The sequence below is a fragment of the Tsukamurella sp. DT100 genome (assembly GCF_049844855.1).
GTDB lineage: Bacteria > Actinomycetota > Actinomycetes > Mycobacteriales > Mycobacteriaceae > Tsukamurella.
The window spans coordinates 144840-161111 of sequence record NZ_JBNCLV010000002.1; the positions used below are offsets into that span (position 1 = coordinate 144840).

20 protein-coding genes are annotated in these 16272 nt (G+C 71.4%); 11 read left to right on the forward strand and 9 right to left on the reverse strand.

What is annotated here, in order from left to right; genetic code table 11:
• The first annotated feature begins 36 nt into the window (after positions 1-36).
• The 3 genes from ACLQ3K_RS04415 (at position 37) to ACLQ3K_RS04425 (ending at position 2223) form a co-directional block, all read left to right on the forward strand.
• Positions 37-519: an XRE family transcriptional regulator gene (locus ACLQ3K_RS04415; RefSeq protein ID WP_425997329.1), complete on the forward strand. Its 483-nt coding sequence runs from the start codon at positions 37-39 to the stop codon at positions 517-519.
• Positions 520-607: 88 nt separating this feature from the next.
• Positions 608-1120: a hypothetical protein gene (locus ACLQ3K_RS04420; protein WP_068523328.1), complete on the forward strand. Its 513-nt coding sequence runs from the start codon at positions 608-610 to the stop codon at positions 1118-1120.
• Complete coding sequence (locus tag ACLQ3K_RS04425; protein WP_224644929.1) at positions 1111-2223, forward strand: MAB_1171c family putative transporter; 1113 nt, start codon at positions 1111-1113, stop codon at positions 2221-2223. The genes ACLQ3K_RS04420 and ACLQ3K_RS04425 overlap by 10 nt, the downstream gene beginning before the upstream one ends.
• On the opposite strand, the gene ACLQ3K_RS04430 is transcribed toward ACLQ3K_RS04425, so the two are convergent.
• The 5 genes from ACLQ3K_RS04430 to ACLQ3K_RS04450 all read right to left on the reverse strand — a co-directional run bounded on the left by ACLQ3K_RS04430 (position 2220) and on the right by ACLQ3K_RS04450 (position 5696).
• Complete coding sequence (locus ACLQ3K_RS04430) at positions 2220-2978, reverse strand: SDR family NAD(P)-dependent oxidoreductase (protein WP_425997332.1); 759 nt, start codon at positions 2976-2978, stop codon at positions 2220-2222. The two genes, ACLQ3K_RS04425 and ACLQ3K_RS04430, sit on opposite strands and share 4 nt — an antisense overlap.
• A gap of 59 nt (positions 2979-3037) precedes the next feature.
• Positions 3038-3772: a TMEM165/GDT1 family protein gene (locus ACLQ3K_RS04435; RefSeq protein WP_425997334.1), complete on the reverse strand. Its 735-nt coding sequence runs from the start codon at positions 3770-3772 to the stop codon at positions 3038-3040.
• 299 nt (positions 3773-4071) lie between these two features.
• Positions 4072-4677: a class I SAM-dependent DNA methyltransferase gene (locus tag ACLQ3K_RS04440; protein ID WP_224644932.1), complete on the reverse strand. Its 606-nt coding sequence runs from the start codon at positions 4675-4677 to the stop codon at positions 4072-4074.
• 94 nt (positions 4678-4771) lie between these two features.
• Positions 4772-5374: a superoxide dismutase gene (locus ACLQ3K_RS04445; RefSeq protein WP_224644933.1), complete on the reverse strand. Its 603-nt coding sequence runs from the start codon at positions 5372-5374 to the stop codon at positions 4772-4774.
• A gap of 169 nt (positions 5375-5543) precedes the next feature.
• Positions 5544-5696 carry a hypothetical protein gene (locus ACLQ3K_RS04450; protein WP_425997337.1) on the reverse strand — a complete coding sequence of 51 codons (153 nt, stop codon included), beginning with the start codon at positions 5694-5696 and terminating at the stop codon, positions 5544-5546.
• Between the two features lie 299 nt (positions 5697-5995).
• Here ACLQ3K_RS04450 and ACLQ3K_RS04455 point away from each other — a divergent pair, with 299 nt between their 5' ends.
• From ACLQ3K_RS04455 to ACLQ3K_RS04485, 7 genes are all read left to right on the forward strand, one after another.
• Positions 5996-6394 carry a hypothetical protein gene (locus tag ACLQ3K_RS04455; protein WP_224644935.1) on the forward strand — a complete coding sequence of 133 codons (399 nt, stop codon included), beginning with the start codon at positions 5996-5998 and terminating at the stop codon, positions 6392-6394.
• A gap of 74 nt (positions 6395-6468) precedes the next feature.
• A complete protein-coding gene (locus ACLQ3K_RS04460; protein WP_224644936.1) occupies positions 6469-6888 on the forward strand; it encodes a DUF2752 domain-containing protein in 420 nt (139 codons plus the stop codon).
• Positions 6889-6935: 47 nt separating this feature from the next.
• Positions 6936-7841 (forward strand): S49 family peptidase, encoded by a 906-nt coding sequence (locus tag ACLQ3K_RS04465; RefSeq protein ID WP_224644937.1) that lies wholly within the window; start codon positions 6936-6938, stop codon positions 7839-7841.
• Between the two features lie 132 nt (positions 7842-7973).
• Positions 7974-8324 (forward strand): rhodanese-like domain-containing protein, encoded by a 351-nt coding sequence (locus tag ACLQ3K_RS04470; RefSeq protein WP_425997340.1) that lies wholly within the window; start codon positions 7974-7976, stop codon positions 8322-8324.
• Positions 8324-9157, forward strand: coding sequence for a DUF4328 domain-containing protein (locus ACLQ3K_RS04475; protein WP_425997342.1), 834 nt, complete (start codon positions 8324-8326; stop codon positions 9155-9157). The genes ACLQ3K_RS04470 and ACLQ3K_RS04475 overlap by 1 nt, the downstream gene beginning before the upstream one ends.
• Entirely contained in the window at positions 9142-9900 is a 759-nt protein-coding gene (locus ACLQ3K_RS04480) for a glycerophosphodiester phosphodiesterase (RefSeq protein ID WP_425997343.1), read from the forward strand. The genes ACLQ3K_RS04475 and ACLQ3K_RS04480 overlap by 16 nt, the downstream gene beginning before the upstream one ends.
• A gap of 10 nt (positions 9901-9910) precedes the next feature.
• A complete protein-coding gene (locus tag ACLQ3K_RS04485) occupies positions 9911-10807 on the forward strand; it encodes a DUF5926 family protein (protein ID WP_425997344.1) in 897 nt (298 codons plus the stop codon).
• A 30-nt stretch (positions 10808-10837) separates the two neighbouring features.
• Here the strand turns inward: ACLQ3K_RS04485 and ACLQ3K_RS04490 are convergent, their stop codons facing one another.
• From ACLQ3K_RS04490 to ACLQ3K_RS04500, 3 genes are all read right to left on the reverse strand, one after another.
• Positions 10838-11497, reverse strand: a complete 660-nt coding sequence (locus ACLQ3K_RS04490) for a TetR/AcrR family transcriptional regulator (RefSeq protein ID WP_425997346.1) — start codon at positions 11495-11497, stop codon at positions 10838-10840.
• 9 nt (positions 11498-11506) lie between these two features.
• A complete protein-coding gene (locus ACLQ3K_RS04495; RefSeq protein ID WP_425997348.1) occupies positions 11507-12985 on the reverse strand; it encodes an LCP family protein in 1479 nt (492 codons plus the stop codon).
• A gap of 66 nt (positions 12986-13051) precedes the next feature.
• Complete coding sequence (locus ACLQ3K_RS04500; RefSeq protein ID WP_425997350.1) at positions 13052-13831, reverse strand: CPBP family intramembrane glutamic endopeptidase; 780 nt, start codon at positions 13829-13831, stop codon at positions 13052-13054.
• A 64-nt stretch (positions 13832-13895) separates the two neighbouring features.
• Between ACLQ3K_RS04500 and ACLQ3K_RS04505 the strand changes: the two genes are divergently transcribed.
• Positions 13896-15356 (forward strand): NCS2 family permease, encoded by a 1461-nt coding sequence (locus tag ACLQ3K_RS04505; RefSeq protein WP_224651977.1) that lies wholly within the window; start codon positions 13896-13898, stop codon positions 15354-15356.
• A 6-nt stretch (positions 15357-15362) separates the two neighbouring features.
• Here the strand turns inward: ACLQ3K_RS04505 and ACLQ3K_RS04510 are convergent, their stop codons facing one another.
• Positions 15363-16199, reverse strand: a complete 837-nt coding sequence (locus ACLQ3K_RS04510) for a hypothetical protein (protein ID WP_224651979.1) — start codon at positions 16197-16199, stop codon at positions 15363-15365.
• Positions 16200-16272 lie beyond the last annotated feature (73 nt).

The following is a 16272-nucleotide window of genomic DNA, read 5'->3' on the forward strand; positions in this document are numbered from 1 at the left end:
CACAGGTCGTGCCGGTGATAGAGAGGGATGGCACAAGTGGATACAGGTAATAAGTACGACAGCGACGCTCTGGTGGGCCAGGGCCTGTTCGCGAGTCGGCTCGAGGAGCTGTTCCGCACGGTGCCCGGCCCGAACGGCCGCGCATTCACCGCGAAGGCGATCGCCCAGCGCTCGACCGCCCTGGGCTTCCGCCTGGGCGAGTCGTACCTGAGCCAGCTGCGTTCCGGCAAGGCGAAGTCGCCGTCCTTCCGCACCGTCGAGGGCATCTCGGCCGCGTTCGGCGTGGACGTGCACTACTTCCTCGAGGACGAGGCCGCCCAGCGCACCCGTGACCAGATCCACCTCATGCGTCTGCAGGCCGACACCAAGGTGCAGATGGCCGCGTTCCGCCTGGCAGGGCTCTCGCCCGACTCGGTGAACATGGTCAACGAGCTCATTAAGGTGTTGCGAGTGCAGCAGGGCTTGCCCGCCGACCCGCCCGAGCTTCCCGTAGGCTCGCGCGAAAATGAGGGGCTCTAGCCTCACCGGCTGACACGCCGCAGCCCGTCCGGGCGCCGTGAGTGTGCCTCCGGCGCGTCGTCCCTCTACGACCGTGTGGAGGTGGGCTGTGCGTTCCGTCAAAGCGCTGCGCCGCCTGTGTGAGAACGAGGTGCGCAGCCTCGACCTGGACCTGCCCTTCGACGCGGTCCAGCTGTGCGAGAAGTACGGCAAGCGGCGCGGCCGCGACATCCTCGTGATCTCGCAGCCGCTGCCCGTCGGCATGCCGAACGGGCTGTGGCTCGTGGGCGACGACGCCGACTACTTCTTCTATCAGGCGAACACCTCGCGGACGCACCGCGACCAGATCATCATCCACGAGTTCGGCCACCTCATCGCAGGCCACCAGAACGCCGGTCCAACAGCGGCCGCACCGCAGACCGCGGAGATGTCCTCCCCGGAGGCCGACGCCGCCCTGCACCGCACCTGTTACGACGACGAGCACGAGTGGGAGGCCGAGATGATCGCCTCCATCATTCTCGGCTGGGCCTCCGAGGCCGGCGCCCTCGCGGGCCGCACCGCCAAACACGACAGCCTGCGCGGCATCCAGCGCGCCCTGGGAGGTCATTCCCGGTGGCTGTGAAGCTCGTGAACGTACTCGGCGTCGCGTTCTTCACCCTGGTGTTGTGCTGGCGCATCGACCGCCTCTACCGCGCGAAGGCCGGCATCCAGGCCGTCGCGGTCACCGTCGCCATCGCCGCACTGACGCTGGCCGTGCTCCTGCTCGGCTCGCCGCTCGCGCCCACCATCGACGGTGCGCTCTGGCGCGGCGCCTCCCGCCTCGGCGGCTACGCCTCGCTGGCGCTGGGCGTCGCGGCGCTCGCCGTCGCCTTCTTCTACGGCCCCACCGAATCCGCCCGGCAACGTCGCGCGGGGATGGAGGCCATCCCGCTCATCGCCGCCGTCGTGGGCCTGTCCGTCGCCATGAACGTGACGCCGCCGTCGTTGCGCGACGCCAGCCTCGACACGCTCACCGTGCAGGAACTGGGCTTCGCGGTCTTCTTCGTGATCGCGGGCGGCTACCTGATGTACGGGCTCGCGGACTGCGTGCTCTCCCTGACCCGGCTGATGCCCTTCGCCGACGGCTACCTCACGACGTCGCTGCGGCTCATGTCGGCGGGCCTCGCGATCACCGCCGTCGGCTCGCTCACCCAGGTCGCGTTCGTGCTCACCAGCGCGGGCCACGTCGCCTCCTGGCCGGTGCTGCTCACCCTGTCGCAGGCCTGCACCGCGGGCGGCATCCTGCTGTTCGTCGTGGGCCTGAGCTACCCGGGTGTGCGCGGCTTCGTCGTGCAGATGCAGTACCGCAAGAAGCACCGCCGGGACTACAAGCGGCTCGAGCCGCTGTGGACGCTCCTGACCACCGCGGTTCCCGAGGTGGTGCTCGACGCGGGCAAGGCCCGCCGCGACCCGCACCTGCGCTTCCAGCGCCGCGTCGTCGAGATCCGCGACGTGCTGGTCCAGCTCAGCCCCTACCTGCCCGAGGACTTCGGCGACGGGGTGCCCGAGGAGAACGTGCACAACCTGCTCGTCGCGATCGACCTGCGCAACGAGGCCGGGGCGGCCCCGGCACCGTCGTCGATGGTGCTGCCGCCCGACGGCCCCTCCATCGACGACGACGCCGCCCCGCTCCTCGTCCTGTCGGACGCGGTCGGGGCGACGCCGGCGGAGGAACTGCAGATCTAGCGCGGAGCCATCCGAATGGCGCCGTCCATGCGGATCGTCTCGCCGTTCATGTAGTCGTGCTGCGAGAGGAAGTACGCGAGATCGGCGTACTCGGACGGCTCGCCCAGACGCTGCGGGAACGGGACGCCCGCCTCGAGCGTCTGCTTGAACTCCGGGGTCACGCCCGCGAGCATCGGGGTGTTGATGATGCCCGGCGCGATGGTGTTCACGCGGATGCCGAACTGCGCCAGGTCGCGCGCGGCGGTGATGGTCATGGCGTGCACGCCGCCCTTGGACGCGGTGTAGGCGATCTGGCCGATCTGGCCCTCGAACGCCGCGACGGAGGCGGTGTTGACGATGAGGCCGCGGGAGCCCTGCTCGTCGACGGCCTCCTGCTTGCTCATCTGGTCGGCGGCCAGGCGCATCACGTTGAACGTGCCCACCAGGTTGATGTTGATGACCGTCTGGAACAGCTCCAGCGCGTGCGGGCCGTTCTTCGACAGGATGCGGCCGGCCCAGCCGACGCCGGCGCAGTTGACGGCCACGCGCAGCGGGCCCGCCTTGACGGCCTCGGCGATCGCGGCGAGGACCTCGTCCTCCTTGGTCACGTCGGTCGCGACGAGGTGCACGTTCTCGACGGGGGTCGCCTTGTCGATCGACGGCTGCAGGTCGAGGCCGAAGACGGTGGCGCCGGCATCGGCGAAGCGCTTCGCGGTGGCGGCGCCGAGGCCGGATGCGCCACCGGTGACGATGACGGAGGAGCCGGAGACGTCCATGGCTGGTTCCCTTCTGTAGTGGAGCGCACTCGCCGGTGGGCGGCGCGACCCACCTCACATTAGTGAAGGGCGGTTCTTCCGGGGCCGGGGGTGCTCTCCTCGGGGACCTCGGGGTTCGACGGTGCCGCCGCCGCGGCGCGGTGCGCCCGGCGCACGACGAGCCCGCCGCCGATCATCGTGACGGCGACGACCAGCCCGGTGACGATCCGGCTGGTGCCGTCGAGCTCCGGCCAGACCTCGGCCAGGAGCCACGCGCCGAAGCCGAAGAACAGGATCGTCGCGCCGATGGCGATGGCCCGCTCCGGCAGCCTCGAGCCGAGCAGCGCGCCGACCGCAATGGCGAGGGCGTCGGCCGCGACCATGCCGAGCGTCGAGCCGACCCACACGCCGAACCAGTTGTGCTGCGTCGTCAGGGTGATGGTGGCGAGCATCGTCTTGTCGCCGAGCTCGGCGAGGAAGAACGCGGACGCCACGGCGAGGAAGACGGAGCGGGTGACCCGGTCCGCGGTGCCGCTCTCGTCGTCGGAGAGGGTGTCGCCGCGCCAGGTCCAGAAGGCGAAGACCAGCATCGAGACGCCCGCGACGGCGGTGATGAGCTGAGTGGGGATGGCGGAGCCGAGCGCGAAGCCGATGCCGACCGACGCGATGTGGGTCAGCGCCGTGGCGGCGGTGATGCCCAGCAGCACGACCCACCACTTGAAGCGGGCAGCGAAGGTCATCGCCATGAGTTGGGACTTGTCGCCGAGCTCGGCCACGAAGACCACGGCGAAACTGATGAGCAACGCGTTGAGCACGGTGCATACCTCCTGCGAAGACCTGTGCCACACGGATCCGACCGTCGGACCGCGCAAGTGGCACAAAGGTCTCGCCCACCGGAGGCTTTCCGGTTCGCGCGGCCGGGCTCTCGCCAGTGTGTCGACCGCGCGATTGGGGGCTACTCCCCTTCGTGCGAGCTCCAGGTTAGTCGCGTGCCTCTGAAATGACAAGTAGCGCAGGAGTTTTGGAGCCCTGTCTTGATTCTTCACGGGCCCGGCCCGAGGGTTTCGGGTACCCGGATCCGACGGTGCCGGGCGCCCGGCACCGTGCCGCATGGTCAGTCGCGGACGGCGAGGAGCTGCGCCATGGGGAAGCGGTAGTCCTTGTCGCGGACGACGATCCGCCACGCTTCCGCGAAGCCGGCCTCAACGAGGACGCGGGCGAACTCGTCGGGATGCCAGCGCCAGGCGGGTGCGACGGCGTGGTCGAAGGCGAGCGGCGGCCCGGGATCGTCGGCCGCCTGGAAGGCGACCATGACGGGTGTGCCCGCGGCGACGCGTCGCGACCAGGCGCGCACCGTCGACCGGACCTCGGCCGGTTCCACGTGGATCAGGCTGAACCGGGCGAGGATCGCGGCGATCGGGCCGTCGGGCAGTGCGGCGAGGGAGGCGTCACCGTCGACGAAGGGGACCTCCGGGTGCAGGCGGCGCGCGTGCGCGAGCATGCCGGGGCTGGGGTCGACGCCGATCACGTCCAGGCCGCGTCCGGCCAGGTCGGCGGCGACGTGGCCGAGCCCGCAGCCGACGTCCACCGTCCGGCCCGGGCGCCCCGCGGCGGCCTCCGCGAACGCCGCCGCGGCGTGCCGCTCGATGGGGTACTGGTACGGATCCGGGAACATCTCGGCGTACGTGTCGGCGAGGGCGTCGTATCCCGGTTGTGTCATGTGCCCACTGTGTCAGGAGGCACTGACACCGGGAACGACGAAACCCCGCCGGCGCGATGCGCTGGACGGGGTCTCGAGGCTGAGGAAGAAGGACTCAGGCGGTGGCGGCGGCGTAGCGCGCGGCCACGTCGTCCCAGTTCACGACGTTCCACCAGGCCTTGACGTAGTCGGCCTTGACGTTCTTGTACTGCAGGTAGAAGGCGTGCTCCCACATGTCCAGCTGGAGCAGCGGGGTGAGGGCCTCCGAGATGTTGCCCTGCTGATCGGTCAGCTGCTGGATGATGAGGCGCTGGCCGATGTGGTCGTAGGCGAGCACGGACCAGCCGGAGCCCTGCAGGGTCATCGCGACGGCGTTGAAGTGGGCCTGGAACTTGTCGAAGCCGCCGAACTGGTCGTCGATGGCCGCGGCGAGGTCGCCGACCGGCTTGTCGCCACCGTTGGGCGACATGTTCTTCCAGAAGATCGAGTGGTTGGTGTGGCCACCCAGGTGGAAGGCGAGGTTCTTGCTCAGCAGCGGCGCCTTGGTCGCGATCGAGCCGTCCTCGCGGGCCTCCGCGAGCTGCTCGAGGGCCTGGTTGGCGCCGGCGACGTACGCGGCGTGGTGCTTGCTGTGGTGCAGCTCCATGATCTCGGCCGAGATGTAGGGCTCGAGAGCGCTGTAGTCGTAGTCGAGTTCCGGCAGAGTGTAGACGGCCACGTCTTTCCCTTCGATTGCGGAAGCGATCGCTTCCTGTTTCGTCCTTCGTACTCTTCCAGCCTTTCTTATCTGGAATGGTTCCGCAATAAGGACGGCCGAAAGCGCATGAAGTGCAGTTGAGGTTCGCGGTGCGGCCCGGCGAGGGCCGACGGGGCGTTCCGGCCGGGTGTCAGCCCAGGACGACGATGAGCACCAGCGCGAGTGCGAGCACGCCCACCGTCAGCAGCGTGCGGGTCAGCGAGCGCGAGAAGTACACGGTGCAGGAGCTGCGCGACGCGGCGTCGGGACCGGCGGAGAGGGAGTGGGAGTGCTTGACCGTCATCGCGCCGCCTTCCGTGTGTTGCACCTGTGAAGCTCGTCACAGATGTGGTGTGGAACACTGTAGCGGACCTTCAGGCCTGTAGGAAATCGAACCCGGAACACGGCGGGATCCGGCGCCGGTGGACAGTCGGGCCAAGAATGTCCGATGTTTGTTGTTCATTCAAGCAAATGTGACCTATTAGACCGACGGATTGATTTACGGCGTCCACCTGCGACGCCGCGACGCGGGCCGATAGAAACGCGGTCGGTTCCTATCGCAAACGCTTGGAATCCCGGGTGCGGCGCGGGAACATGGTGGACATGACCGGAACCAGCTTCGGGGCGCGCACCCAGCGCCTCAGCGGTGATCGGGCCGGCCGCGTTCGCACCCTCGTCGGCGGCCGCCAGACCCGCGCCGACATCATCGTGTCGATGACACTGCTCGTCGTGTCCTTCACGGCGACGATCGTCAACCTGGCGCTCGCCGCGCGCGCCATGCCCTCGATCCGCGAGTGCGCGGCCATGGCCTGCACCTACACGGGCACCTTCGACGTGCTGGCGATCACCTTCCTCACGTCGCTGCTGCTCGGCACCACCTTCGGCGCGCACGCGGTGCTCAACCTGCTCAACCGGCGCAACGCCTGGGGGTACGCCCTGCTCGACGCCCTGGTCTCCTTCGGCTGCCTGTTCGGCGGCCTCGCCTTCGCATCCGCCCTCTGACCCGCAGATCCTCGCCGCGGCTCGGGACGATGCGCCCGGGCGCCAGGTCGGCGCCCGGCGCTAACCTGGGGGCCATGACCACGACCGCGCCGTCGCCGTCCGCACGCCTGCGGGCGGCCGCGTGGCCGATCGCCGCCGCGGCGGGCACCGGCGCCGTCGTCCTCGCGCTGCACCTGCGCGATCCGCACGTCCAGAACAGCTGGGGCGTGTGCCCGCTGTACGCGGCGACCGGCCTCTACTGCCCCGGCTGCGGGGGCCTGCGCGCCGTCAACGACGTCACCAACGGCGATTTCCTCGCCGCCCTCGGCTCGAACGCCCTGATCTACCCGGCGGGCGCCGTGCTCGCGTGGCTGTGGCTCGCCTGGCTCGGCCGGCGGGTCGGATTCACCGTGCCGGCGGTGCCGCAGAACAAGTACCTGTGGATCACCGTCGGCGTGCTGGCGGTGGTCTGGACCGTCGCGCGGAACTTCCCGGGTTCGCCGCTGGCGCCCTGACCTGCGGCGACGGCGGGGTGTCGGATTCGCCCGCTACCGTCGGGTCCATGAGTCCCCTCGTGACCGATCTGCAGGACGCGGCCAAGGCCGCCAGCCACCGCGTGCGCGCCGCCCTCGGGCAGGCCGGCGGCGTCGTCCCCGTCGTGCGCCTCGAAGGCCCCATCGCGGCGCCCGCCATGTCGGGCGGGCTCGGCCGCGGCACCCTCAACCTGGCCGGGGTCGAGTCGGTGCTGCGTCGCGCCTTCGAGACCGACGATGCCGTCGCCGTCGCACTGGTGCTCAACAGCCCCGGCGGCTCCCCGGCGCAGTCCGAGCTCATCGCCGCCCGGATCCGGCAGCTCGCAGCGAAGCACGAGCTACCCGTGCTCGCCTTCTGCGAGGACGTCGCCGCGTCGGGCGGGTACTGGCTGGCCTGCGCCGCCGACGAGATCTTCGTGACCACCACCTCGATCGTCGGGTCCATCGGCGTGATCTCCGCGAGCTTCGGCGCGAAGGAGCTGATCGGGAAGATCGGCCTCGAGCGCCGCGTCTTCACCGAGGGCGACGCCAAGCACCGGCTGGACATGTTCGAGGACGTCCGCGAGGGCGACGTCGAATGGCTGCACGGCCTCCAGGGCGATATCCACAGCGCCTTCCGCGAGTGGGTCACCAGTCGCCGCGGCGAGCGCCTCGGCGACGACCCCGCCCTGTTCACCGGCGAGGTGTGGATCGGCCGCAAGGCCGTCGATCTGGGCCTCGCGGACGGCGTCGGCACCCTGCGCGGGGTCCTGGAGGAGCGCTTCCCCGACGCCGAGATCGAGGCCATGCACACCCCGAAGCCACTGTTCGCCCGCCTGCTCGGCGGGACCGCGGTCGACGGTGCCGGTCTCGCCGCCTCCGTCACGGCGGGCGTGCTCGACGGTGCGATCGCCGGCCTGCAGCGCCGCGGCCTGTGGGCGAATTTCGGGGCTTGACATGCTCGATCCACAGGGCGCGGAATCCGCGCTGGTGAAGGGCTCGCCGCACAACCCTCAAGTTGTGGATGAGCCTGTGGAAACTGTGGATGAATCGTCGGCGGCCCCCGTCGCGCGTGGAAGACTGGAGCCATGACGGACTACCCCGCAGACGGTCCGATCCCCGTCGATGCGTTGCCCGCCGACCTCGCCGCGGCGCCGGGCCTCACCGTGCTCGACGTCCGGGACCAGGGCGAATGGGACCTCGGTCACGCGCCCGGCGCCGTGCACCTGCCGCTGCCCGACCTGCCCGTGCGGTTCGAGGAGATCGACCTCGACGACCAGGTGTACGTGATCTGCCGCGGCGGCGGACGCTCCGAACAGGCCGTGCGCTATCTCGAAACCGTGGGGATAGAAGCCGCCGTCGTGGACGGCGGGATGATCGCCTGGGCGTCCGTGGGACGGCCCGTCGTGCGGCCGGACGGCAGCGAGGGGACCGTCTGATGCACCCGAGTCCCGCGCGCACCGCGCAGCCCCGCGGCCGCCTGCGTTGGCTCGCCCGGCGCCCGCCGGAGACGCTGCCGGTGCCGCGGCGCGCACCGTCGGCCCCGAAGCCGACGCCGCGCTACCCCGCGACCCCGCGCTGGGGCCTGCGCCAGGACTTCACCCCGGCCGCGCCCGCCGCGCCGACCACCGCGGAGGCCGCGGCCGAGGCGACCCCCTTCGTCCTGCGGCTGACCACCGGCATCGTGTTCGCGGCGGCGATCGTGGAGGGCCTGGCGTACCTCCTGCTCGTGATCAACCGATCCGGGCCCCTGCCGGGCTGGCTCGCCGTGATCGCCACCGTCGCCGTCTTCGCGGCGGGCTGGCTCGCCGTGATCGCGGTGATCGCGCTCTTCGTGGTGCTCGCGCTGTGGCTGCGGGTCGCGCGCGAGCGCGCGTACGCGGCGCTCGGCACCCGCGAGCCGCGCCCGGCCTGGCAGCTGTGGGTGTACTGCCTGGTCCCGGTGGTGAATCTGGTGGCCGCGCCCGTGCTGGTGCTGGAACTGGCCGACGCGCAGCGCCGCGCGGCGGGGGAGCCGACGGATCGTCGCGCGATGTTCATCCGGCGATGGTGGGCCGGGTGGGTCGCGCTGACTATCGTCACCGTGGGGTGCGTGGCGTACTCGCGCGCGGACGGCGGCCTGCAGCACGGCGCCGACGCGATGGTCTACACCGCGCTGACCTACCTGCTGAGCGGGGCGTTCCTGCTGGTCACGGCACGGTTGGTCCGGATGATCGACGGGGGGCCGACGGCCCAGGAGCAGGAGGACGGGACGCGATGGTTGGCGGCGTAGCGGGGATCGTGGCGCATCGGGGCGCCAGCGGCGAGTACCCCGAGCACACCATGAGCGCCTTCGAGGCCGCGGTCGCCGAGGGCGCCGACGCCATCGAGTGCGACGTCCGGCTCACCAAGGACCAGCACCTCGTCTGCCTGCACGACCGCACCGTCGAGCGCACGTCCGACGGGACCGGCGCCGTCTCCGAGCTCGACCTCGCCGACCTGCGGGCGATGGACTTCGGCTCGTGGAAGCGGCCCGGCCACCCCGAGTCCGTGGTCACGCTCGACGAGCTGATCGAGCTCGCCCGCACGTCCGGCCGCAAGCTCTTCGTCGAGACCAAGCACCCCGTGCGGTTCGGCGGCATGGTCGAGCAGAAGCTGCTCGCGGCCCTGCAACGCCACGGCCTCGCCAAGTCCGGCGACCTCGCCGACGCGCCCGTCATCGTCATCTCCTTCTCCGGCTCCGCGGTCTGGCGCGTGCGCCGCAACGCCCCCGGTGTGCCCGCGGTGCTCCTCGGGGAGGCCTCGCGGCTGCTCGGCGGCGGCGCGGCCACCGCGGTCCGCGCCCAGGGCATCGGGCCGTCGGTGGACTCGCTACGCGAGCGGCCCGACACCGTCGCCAAGGCCCGCGCCGCCGGGCGGTTCACCTACTGCTGGACCGTCGACTCCGAGGCCGACGTGGCCCTGTGCAACGGCCTCGGCGTGGAGTGGGTCGCCACCAACCACCCGGCCCGCACGCGCTCCTGGCTGCGGGGATAGGCTGCCGGGCATGGGTAGACGCGAACGCAATGCCACTCCCCGCGAGGGATCGAACCGTGCCGAGAAGCTGGCCGCCCAGCGCGCCCGCGCCGAGGCGAGCGTCGCCGACACCGGCCGTCCCTTCGAGGGCCTGGCCGCCGAGTGCGACATCGTCGCGCTGCGCAACTTCGTGCCCAGCGCCACCGCGCCGCTGAAGGTCGCCGGAGCGAACCGCGAGATCCGCCTCGCGACGGTGCTCCCGGGCGCCGCGCAGGCCCTCGTCCGCGAGGAGGCCGACGGGGTCATCGGCTACGCCGCCCTGCAGACCGCCATCCGCCCGCTGCAGCCCGGTGCCGCGCTCGCCGGCGCCGCCCGGTTCGCCGCCGACGCCGCGGTGGGGGAGGCGCTGTCCGAGGAGTCCGACGGTGCCCTGCTCGAGGTCCTCGAGGCCGACGCGCCGCTCGAGGTCACCGTGCACAAGGACTTCGACTGGTGGCTCGCCGGCGACGCCGACGCGCAGACCCGGCAGCTCGTCGAGCACGCCAACTCGCTCATCACCCCGGCCGCGCGCCTCGACCTGGGCGCCGACGGCATCGGCGCGCCGTGGTGGGCCGACACCGGCTCCAAGGCGCACCTGCGCTGGGTACACCCCGCGCCCGAGGACGAGCTGATGGCCGCCCTGGCCCGCGTGCACGCCGCAGGCGGCCTCACCGTGGGCGAGGGCTCGCGGTTCGCCGGCTCGTTCCGCTCCGACGGCCTGCTCGTGCCCGTCTTCGACCTGGACCGCGAGTCGCACCCCGACGAGTGGGTGCCGGGCACCGTCGAACTGGCGAAGCGCCTCGCCGAGGCCCTGACCGACGACACCGAGCTCACCGCCGCACAGCGGCGCTCCCGCGACGGTCTGCGCGGCCGCCAGGTCTCGCTGTAGGCGAGCCCGGCTGATCCGGCCCCGGCCGGGTCAGCCGTGGAAGCGGTCGCCGAGGGCGCCGCGGAGGTACGCGCGGATCGTCTCCCGCACCTCGTAGGTCTCGGCGCTCGGTGCGAGCGAGCCGAGCGCGCTCGACAGTCGTGGCCGGTCCAGCACGTGCTGCGGGATCTCCCGGTCCACCCACGCGCTCGACGACGGGCGGGCGTCGCGCATCGCCTGGTTGGTGCGCACGGTGACCTCGCCGATCGTGAACCGCCACAGCGCCAGCAACAGGTGCAGCGCCTCCTGCTCGGGGATGCCGATCTCGTCCGTGGTGCGCAGGAACTCGTCGAAGGCCCATGCCGAGTAGGCCTCGATGATCTCGTCGGCAGAGAGCACGTCGACGACCCACGGGTGCTGCGTGAGGTGGTCGATCACGGTGAGCTGGAGCTGCACCAGCCGCTCGTGCGGGTCCTCGGCCAACTCGGGCACCGGCGTGTTCCACGACTGGTGCTCCAGCACCGCGCCGAGCAGGTCGTTCTTCGAGTCGAAGTAGTGGTAGATGCCCATCGCGCTGATGTCGAGGCGCGCCGCGAGGGTGCGCATCGAGAACTTCAGCGGGCCGTCGGTGGTCAGGATGTCGGCCGCCGCAGCGACGACCTGCTCCCGGTTCACCTTCGGCGGACGGCCGATCCGGCCGCGTTCAGTCATGGCGCCACCTTAACCGGTTCCCGGGGTCCCACTGAGGAGGCGAGCGGGAACGGGCTGGTCGGCGGCGATGAGACCGAAGAACTCATCGGTGTTCTTGCCCCACGCGAGGGAGTCGCCGTCGCTGGTGTACTCGCTGCCCGCGGTGGGCGTCGTGGTCGTGACGGTACTGCCGCTCATGGCCCACGCGAGGCGCGCGAGGTCCCACAGGTGCGTGTCCTTGTCGACGGACAGCGCGTCGACCACCGCGTTCGACAGGCCCCACATCTCGAACGGGTTGAGCAGCGTCGTGGGCGAGGTCGCCTCCTTGAACAGCGCCGACATGAACTCGCGCTGGTGCACGACCCGGTCGAGGTCGGCGTTGGGGGTGGCGCGGGTGCGCACGTAGCCGAGCGCCTGCGCACCGTCGAGCGTCTGGCAGCCGGCCTTGATCCGTAGGCCGGCCTTGGGGTCGTTGATCGGGTACTTCGGGCACATCTCGACGCCGCCGATCGCGTCGACCATGTTCGCGAAGCCGCCGAAGCCGATCTCCGCGTAGTGGTCGATGCGCACGCCGGAGGCCTTCTCGAAGGTCTGCACCAGCAGCTGCGCGCCGGCCGCGTCGCCGTTGCCCGACGTGCTGCCGAGGAAGTAGGCCGCGTTGATCTTGTGTCCGCCCTGCCCGGGGATCTGCACGTAGAGGTCGCGGGGGATCGAGACCACCGTCGCATCGCCCGACTTCGGGACGTGCACCAGCATGATCGTGTCGGTGCGGGCGCCGCCGAGGTCGCCGCCGGTGGCGAGCGCCTTCTGCTGCGCGGGCGTCAGGCCCTCGCGGGCGTCGGTGCCCACGAGCAGCCAGTTCGTGCCCGGCGTGTCGGCGACGCGGCCCGCGTACGAGGCGAGCGCGTCGATCCGCGTGAGCTTGCCGTCGAAGTAGATCGTGCCCGCCACCGTGCCGACCAGCAGCAGCACCAGGAAGACGCCGAGCCAGCGGAAGGGGTGCAGCTTGCGCTTGCGGCGGACCTTCTTCGGCGCGGGCGCCTCGGGTGCGGGGGCGGCGGACCGTCGACCGGGCTCCCGGTCACGACCGCGGTTGCGGTTGCGCGGCGGACGCGGGGGCGGCGGGACGCGCCCGTCGCTGCTGCCCCGGGCCCCGACGGAGCGCTTGACCTCGCCCGCGGGGACGGGCTCGGGTTCCTGGCGCGGCGCCCACTCCTGCCTGGGCTGCGGCTGCGGCCGCTCGACGCGGGTGGCGCGGGGCTGGGCGGGCGCGGGCTGTTGGGGCGCGCGGCCCTGCTGTGCGGGGTTCTGGGTCGCGGGGTTCTGCGGCGCGGGGCGGCGCGGCGGCTGCTGGGCCGCTCGCTGCGCGGGCGGGACGGGCCGCTGGCCCTGGCCCTGGCGCGGGCGGGGGATGCCCTGCGGGTGCCGGGGCGCGCGGGAGCGCGGGTCGCCCTCGGGGACCTGCGACCAGGCGAGGTTCCGCTCGTCGCGCGGTCGTTCGTCGTTCACGCACATCGACTGTACGGGCCGCAACTGAGAAATCGGCTCAGCGCGTGATCCGGGTCGCAGGCCGGGTCAGCCGAGGAAGCCCAGGTGCGGGCGGAGCAGCGCGTAGCCGACGAAGGCCACGACGTCGAGCAGGAAGTGCGCGATGACCAGCGGCCACAGCTTCCGCCAGCGGTCGTACGCGGCGCCGAAGACCACGCCCATCACGAGGTTCCCCAGGCCCGCGCCGAAGCCCTGGTACAGGTGGTACGAGCCGCGGAGCACCGAGGACGCCGCGATGGACCCGGCCCGCCCCACGCCCAGCTGCCGCAACCGGGTCATGAAGTAGCCGACGACCACGACCTCCTCCGCGACGGCGTTCCCCGCCGCCAGCAGGACGTAGGTGAGGATCCGCCACCACTGCACGTCGCCCGACGCGGGCACCACGCTCGCGGTGACGCCCAGCGCGCGGCCGGCCGCGTACAGCGCCAGGCCGGGGATGCCGATGAGCGCCGCGAGGCCGGTGCCCAGCCCCACGTCGCGCAGCACGTCCCGCCGCGGCCGGCGCAGCGCGAAGCCGATGTCGGCGAAGCGGATCCCGGAGCGGTACAGCAGGTACAGCGCCAGCGCGGCCCAGCCGAAGAGCTGCACCGCGCCCAGCACCTGGAGGAGGAAGTCGATCACCGCGTGCGGGCTGCGGACGGGGTTGAGCGTCACCGTCGTCCCGCGGACCCCGGGCCCGAGCTGGTAACCGATGAGGCGGACCGTCGAATACAGGCCCGACCAGGCGAAAGTCACCAGCAGCACGATCGCGACCTCGGCGCGCAGCGGGCGGCGCTCGGCGGTCGGGACGGGCTCGGGGGCGTTCACCGGGCCACCCTATCGGGCGCGTTGTACGATCGCGCGGTCCTACCGCCGCTGAAGGGGAACACGCGTGTCCGCACCCACCGAGCCCCAGCTGGGGCCCATCGACCGGTACTTCCGCATCTCCGAGCGCGGGTCGACGGTGCCCCGCGAGCTCCGCGGCGGCCTCGTCACCTTCTTCACGATGGCCTACATCGTGGTGCTCAACCCGATCATCATCGGCGGCGTCGTCGGCAACTCCAAGAACGTCGACGTGCTCGGCAACGTGCTGCCCACCGCGCAGGTCGCCGCGGTCACCGCGCTCGCCGCGGGCCTGATGTGCATCGTCTTCGGCGCGATCGTCAACTACCCCTTCGGCATCGCCGCCGGGCTGGGCGTCAACAGCCTGCTGGCCGTGAGCATCGCGCCGCAGGTCACCTGGCCCGAGGCCATGGGCCTCGTGGTGATCGACGGCATCATCATCGTGCTGCTGGGTGTCACGGGCTTCCGCACCGCGGTCTTCCGCGCGATCCCCGCCGAGCTCAAGGCCGCGATCGCCGCCGGCATCGGCTGCTTCATCGCGTTCATCGGCTTCGTCGACGCGGGCTTCGTCCGGCGCATCCCGGACGCCGCCGGCACGACGGTGCCCGTCGGCCTCGGCATCGGCAACTCCGTCGCGGCCTGGCCGACGGCGGTCTTCGTCTTCGGCGTGCTGCTCATCGGCGTGCTCGTGGTGCGCAAGGTGCCGGGCGCGATCCTGCTCGGCATCGTCATCACCACGATCGTCGCCCTGATCGTGCAGAAGGTGGCCGGCCTCGGCCCGTCGTTCAAGGACCCGCACGGCTGGAGCTTGAACATCCCCGAGCTCCCGTCGAGCCTCGGCGGGCTGCCGGACCTCTCGCTGGTCGGCGAGGTGGACGTCTTCGGCGCCTTCACCCGGATCGGCGTGCTGGCCGCGTCCGTCCTGGTCTTCGCGCTGGTGCTGTCGAACTTCTTCGACGCCATGGGCACGATCACCGGCCTCACCAAGGAGGCGGACCTGATGCGCGAGGACGGCACCGTCCCGAACATCGGCAAGGCGCTCGCCGTCGAGGGCGCGGGCGCGATCGTGGGCGGCGGCGCCTCGGCCTCGTCGAACACGGTCTTCGTCGAGTCCGCCTCGGGCATCGCCGAGGGCGCCCGGACGGGCCTGGCGAACATCGTGACCGGCGTGCTCTTCCTCGCCGCGATGTTCTTCACCCCGCTCTACGAGGTGGTCCCGTCCGAGGCCGCCGCTCCCGCGCTGGTCATCGTGGGCGCCATGATGCTGGGCCAGCTCAAGGACATCGACTGGACCAAGTTCTACGTGGTCCTGCCCGTCTTCCTCACCGTGGTCTCGATGCCCTTCACCTACTCGATCGCCAACGGCATCGGCATCGGCTTCATCACCTGGGTGGTGATGGCCGTCGCGCGCGGGAAGGCCAAGGAGGTGCACCCGCTGCTGTGGATCGTCTCCGGGCTGTTCCTGCTGTACTTCGCGAAGGAGCCGATCGAGGTGCTGTTCGGGATCTGACGGGAGCTACCTCCCGTCGCCGCCCGTGGGATCGCCCGACGGTGACTCGTCCAAGCTCGGCGCGCGGCCGCGGCCGGCCTTCTCGGCGGCCTTCGCGTCCTTGTCCATCTGCTTGGCGAGCGCCTTGGCCTGCTTCTCGACGGCCTTCTGTTCCTTCTTCTTCGCGCGCTTGCGGCGCTGCACCTCGAGGAAGATCGCGACGGCGATCGCGGCCACCACGCCGATGATCACGCCGATGAGCGTGGACCACCGGAACCCGGCGGCGTTCTGGTCGAGCTTGGTGCGCGCGTAGTTCGCGCCGCTTCCGGTGCCGATCGCGACGGCCAGCGTCATGAGGTTCGGCACGGCCGCGACGACGGCGATGAGCCCGAGCACGGTCGCGATCTTGGGATGGCTCGCCGCCCGCTTAGCCGCGAACCACAGGATCAGGAGCGGCAGCCCGGCGCAGAGGAAGCCGATGCCGAGCCCGAAGACGGTGCCCTTGAGCGTGCCGCCGTCGGTGCCGACCCAGCCGACCAGCATGTCCGCCCACTTGCGCGGCAGGTAGGCGGCGAGGGCGAAGTACGCGGCGATCAGGACCGCCACGAGGATCGCGGCGACGATCGCGCGCTTGAGCCACTTCTTCGCCGCGTCCCCGGCGCGGGTGGCGGCGTCCCCGGCCGCCGTCTTGGCGCGCGTGGCCACGTCGTCCGCATGGGTCTTGGCCCGCGTGGCCGCGTCGTCGACGTGGGTCCTCGCCCGCGTCGTCGCGTCGTCGACGTGGGTCTTCGCGCGCGTCGCGAAGTCGGGCTTCGACGCGCCTTCGGGCTGGTCGGGGGTGGGATCGTCCGGTGTGGCGCTCATCGCACCAATCTAACCCGATCTTTGCCGCCGCACATAGTGTACGTTTGTACATGTACAAACGTCTATGAGGAGT

Coding starts and splice junctions, on each gene's coding strand:
- ACLQ3K_RS04430 (WP_425997332.1), bottom strand. CDS start 2,978: ATGGACGTCTCCGGCTCCTCCGTCATCGTCACCGGTGGCGCATCCGGC.
- ACLQ3K_RS04440 (WP_224644932.1), bottom strand. CDS start 4,677: ATGACACAACCGGGATACGACGCCCTCGCCGACACGTACGCCGAGATG.
- ACLQ3K_RS04450 (WP_425997337.1), bottom strand. CDS start 5,696: ATGACGGTCAAGCACTCCCACTCCCTCTCCGCCGGTCCCGACGCCGCG.
- ACLQ3K_RS04455 (WP_224644935.1), top strand. CDS start 5,996: ATGACCGGAACCAGCTTCGGGGCGCGCACCCAGCGCCTCAGCGGTGAT.
- ACLQ3K_RS04460 (WP_224644936.1), top strand. CDS start 6,469: ATGACCACGACCGCGCCGTCGCCGTCCGCACGCCTGCGGGCGGCCGCG.
- ACLQ3K_RS04465 (WP_224644937.1), top strand. CDS start 6,936: ATGAGTCCCCTCGTGACCGATCTGCAGGACGCGGCCAAGGCCGCCAGC.
- ACLQ3K_RS04470 (WP_425997340.1), top strand. CDS start 7,974: ATGACGGACTACCCCGCAGACGGTCCGATCCCCGTCGATGCGTTGCCC.
- ACLQ3K_RS04475 (WP_425997342.1), top strand. CDS start 8,324: ATGCACCCGAGTCCCGCGCGCACCGCGCAGCCCCGCGGCCGCCTGCGT.
- ACLQ3K_RS04480 (WP_425997343.1), top strand. CDS start 9,142: ATGGTTGGCGGCGTAGCGGGGATCGTGGCGCATCGGGGCGCCAGCGGC.
- ACLQ3K_RS04485 (WP_425997344.1), top strand. CDS start 9,911: ATGGGTAGACGCGAACGCAATGCCACTCCCCGCGAGGGATCGAACCGT.
- ACLQ3K_RS04490 (WP_425997346.1), bottom strand. CDS start 11,497: ATGACTGAACGCGGCCGGATCGGCCGTCCGCCGAAGGTGAACCGGGAG.
- ACLQ3K_RS04510 (WP_224651979.1), bottom strand. CDS start 16,199: ATGAGCGCCACACCGGACGATCCCACCCCCGACCAGCCCGAAGGCGCG.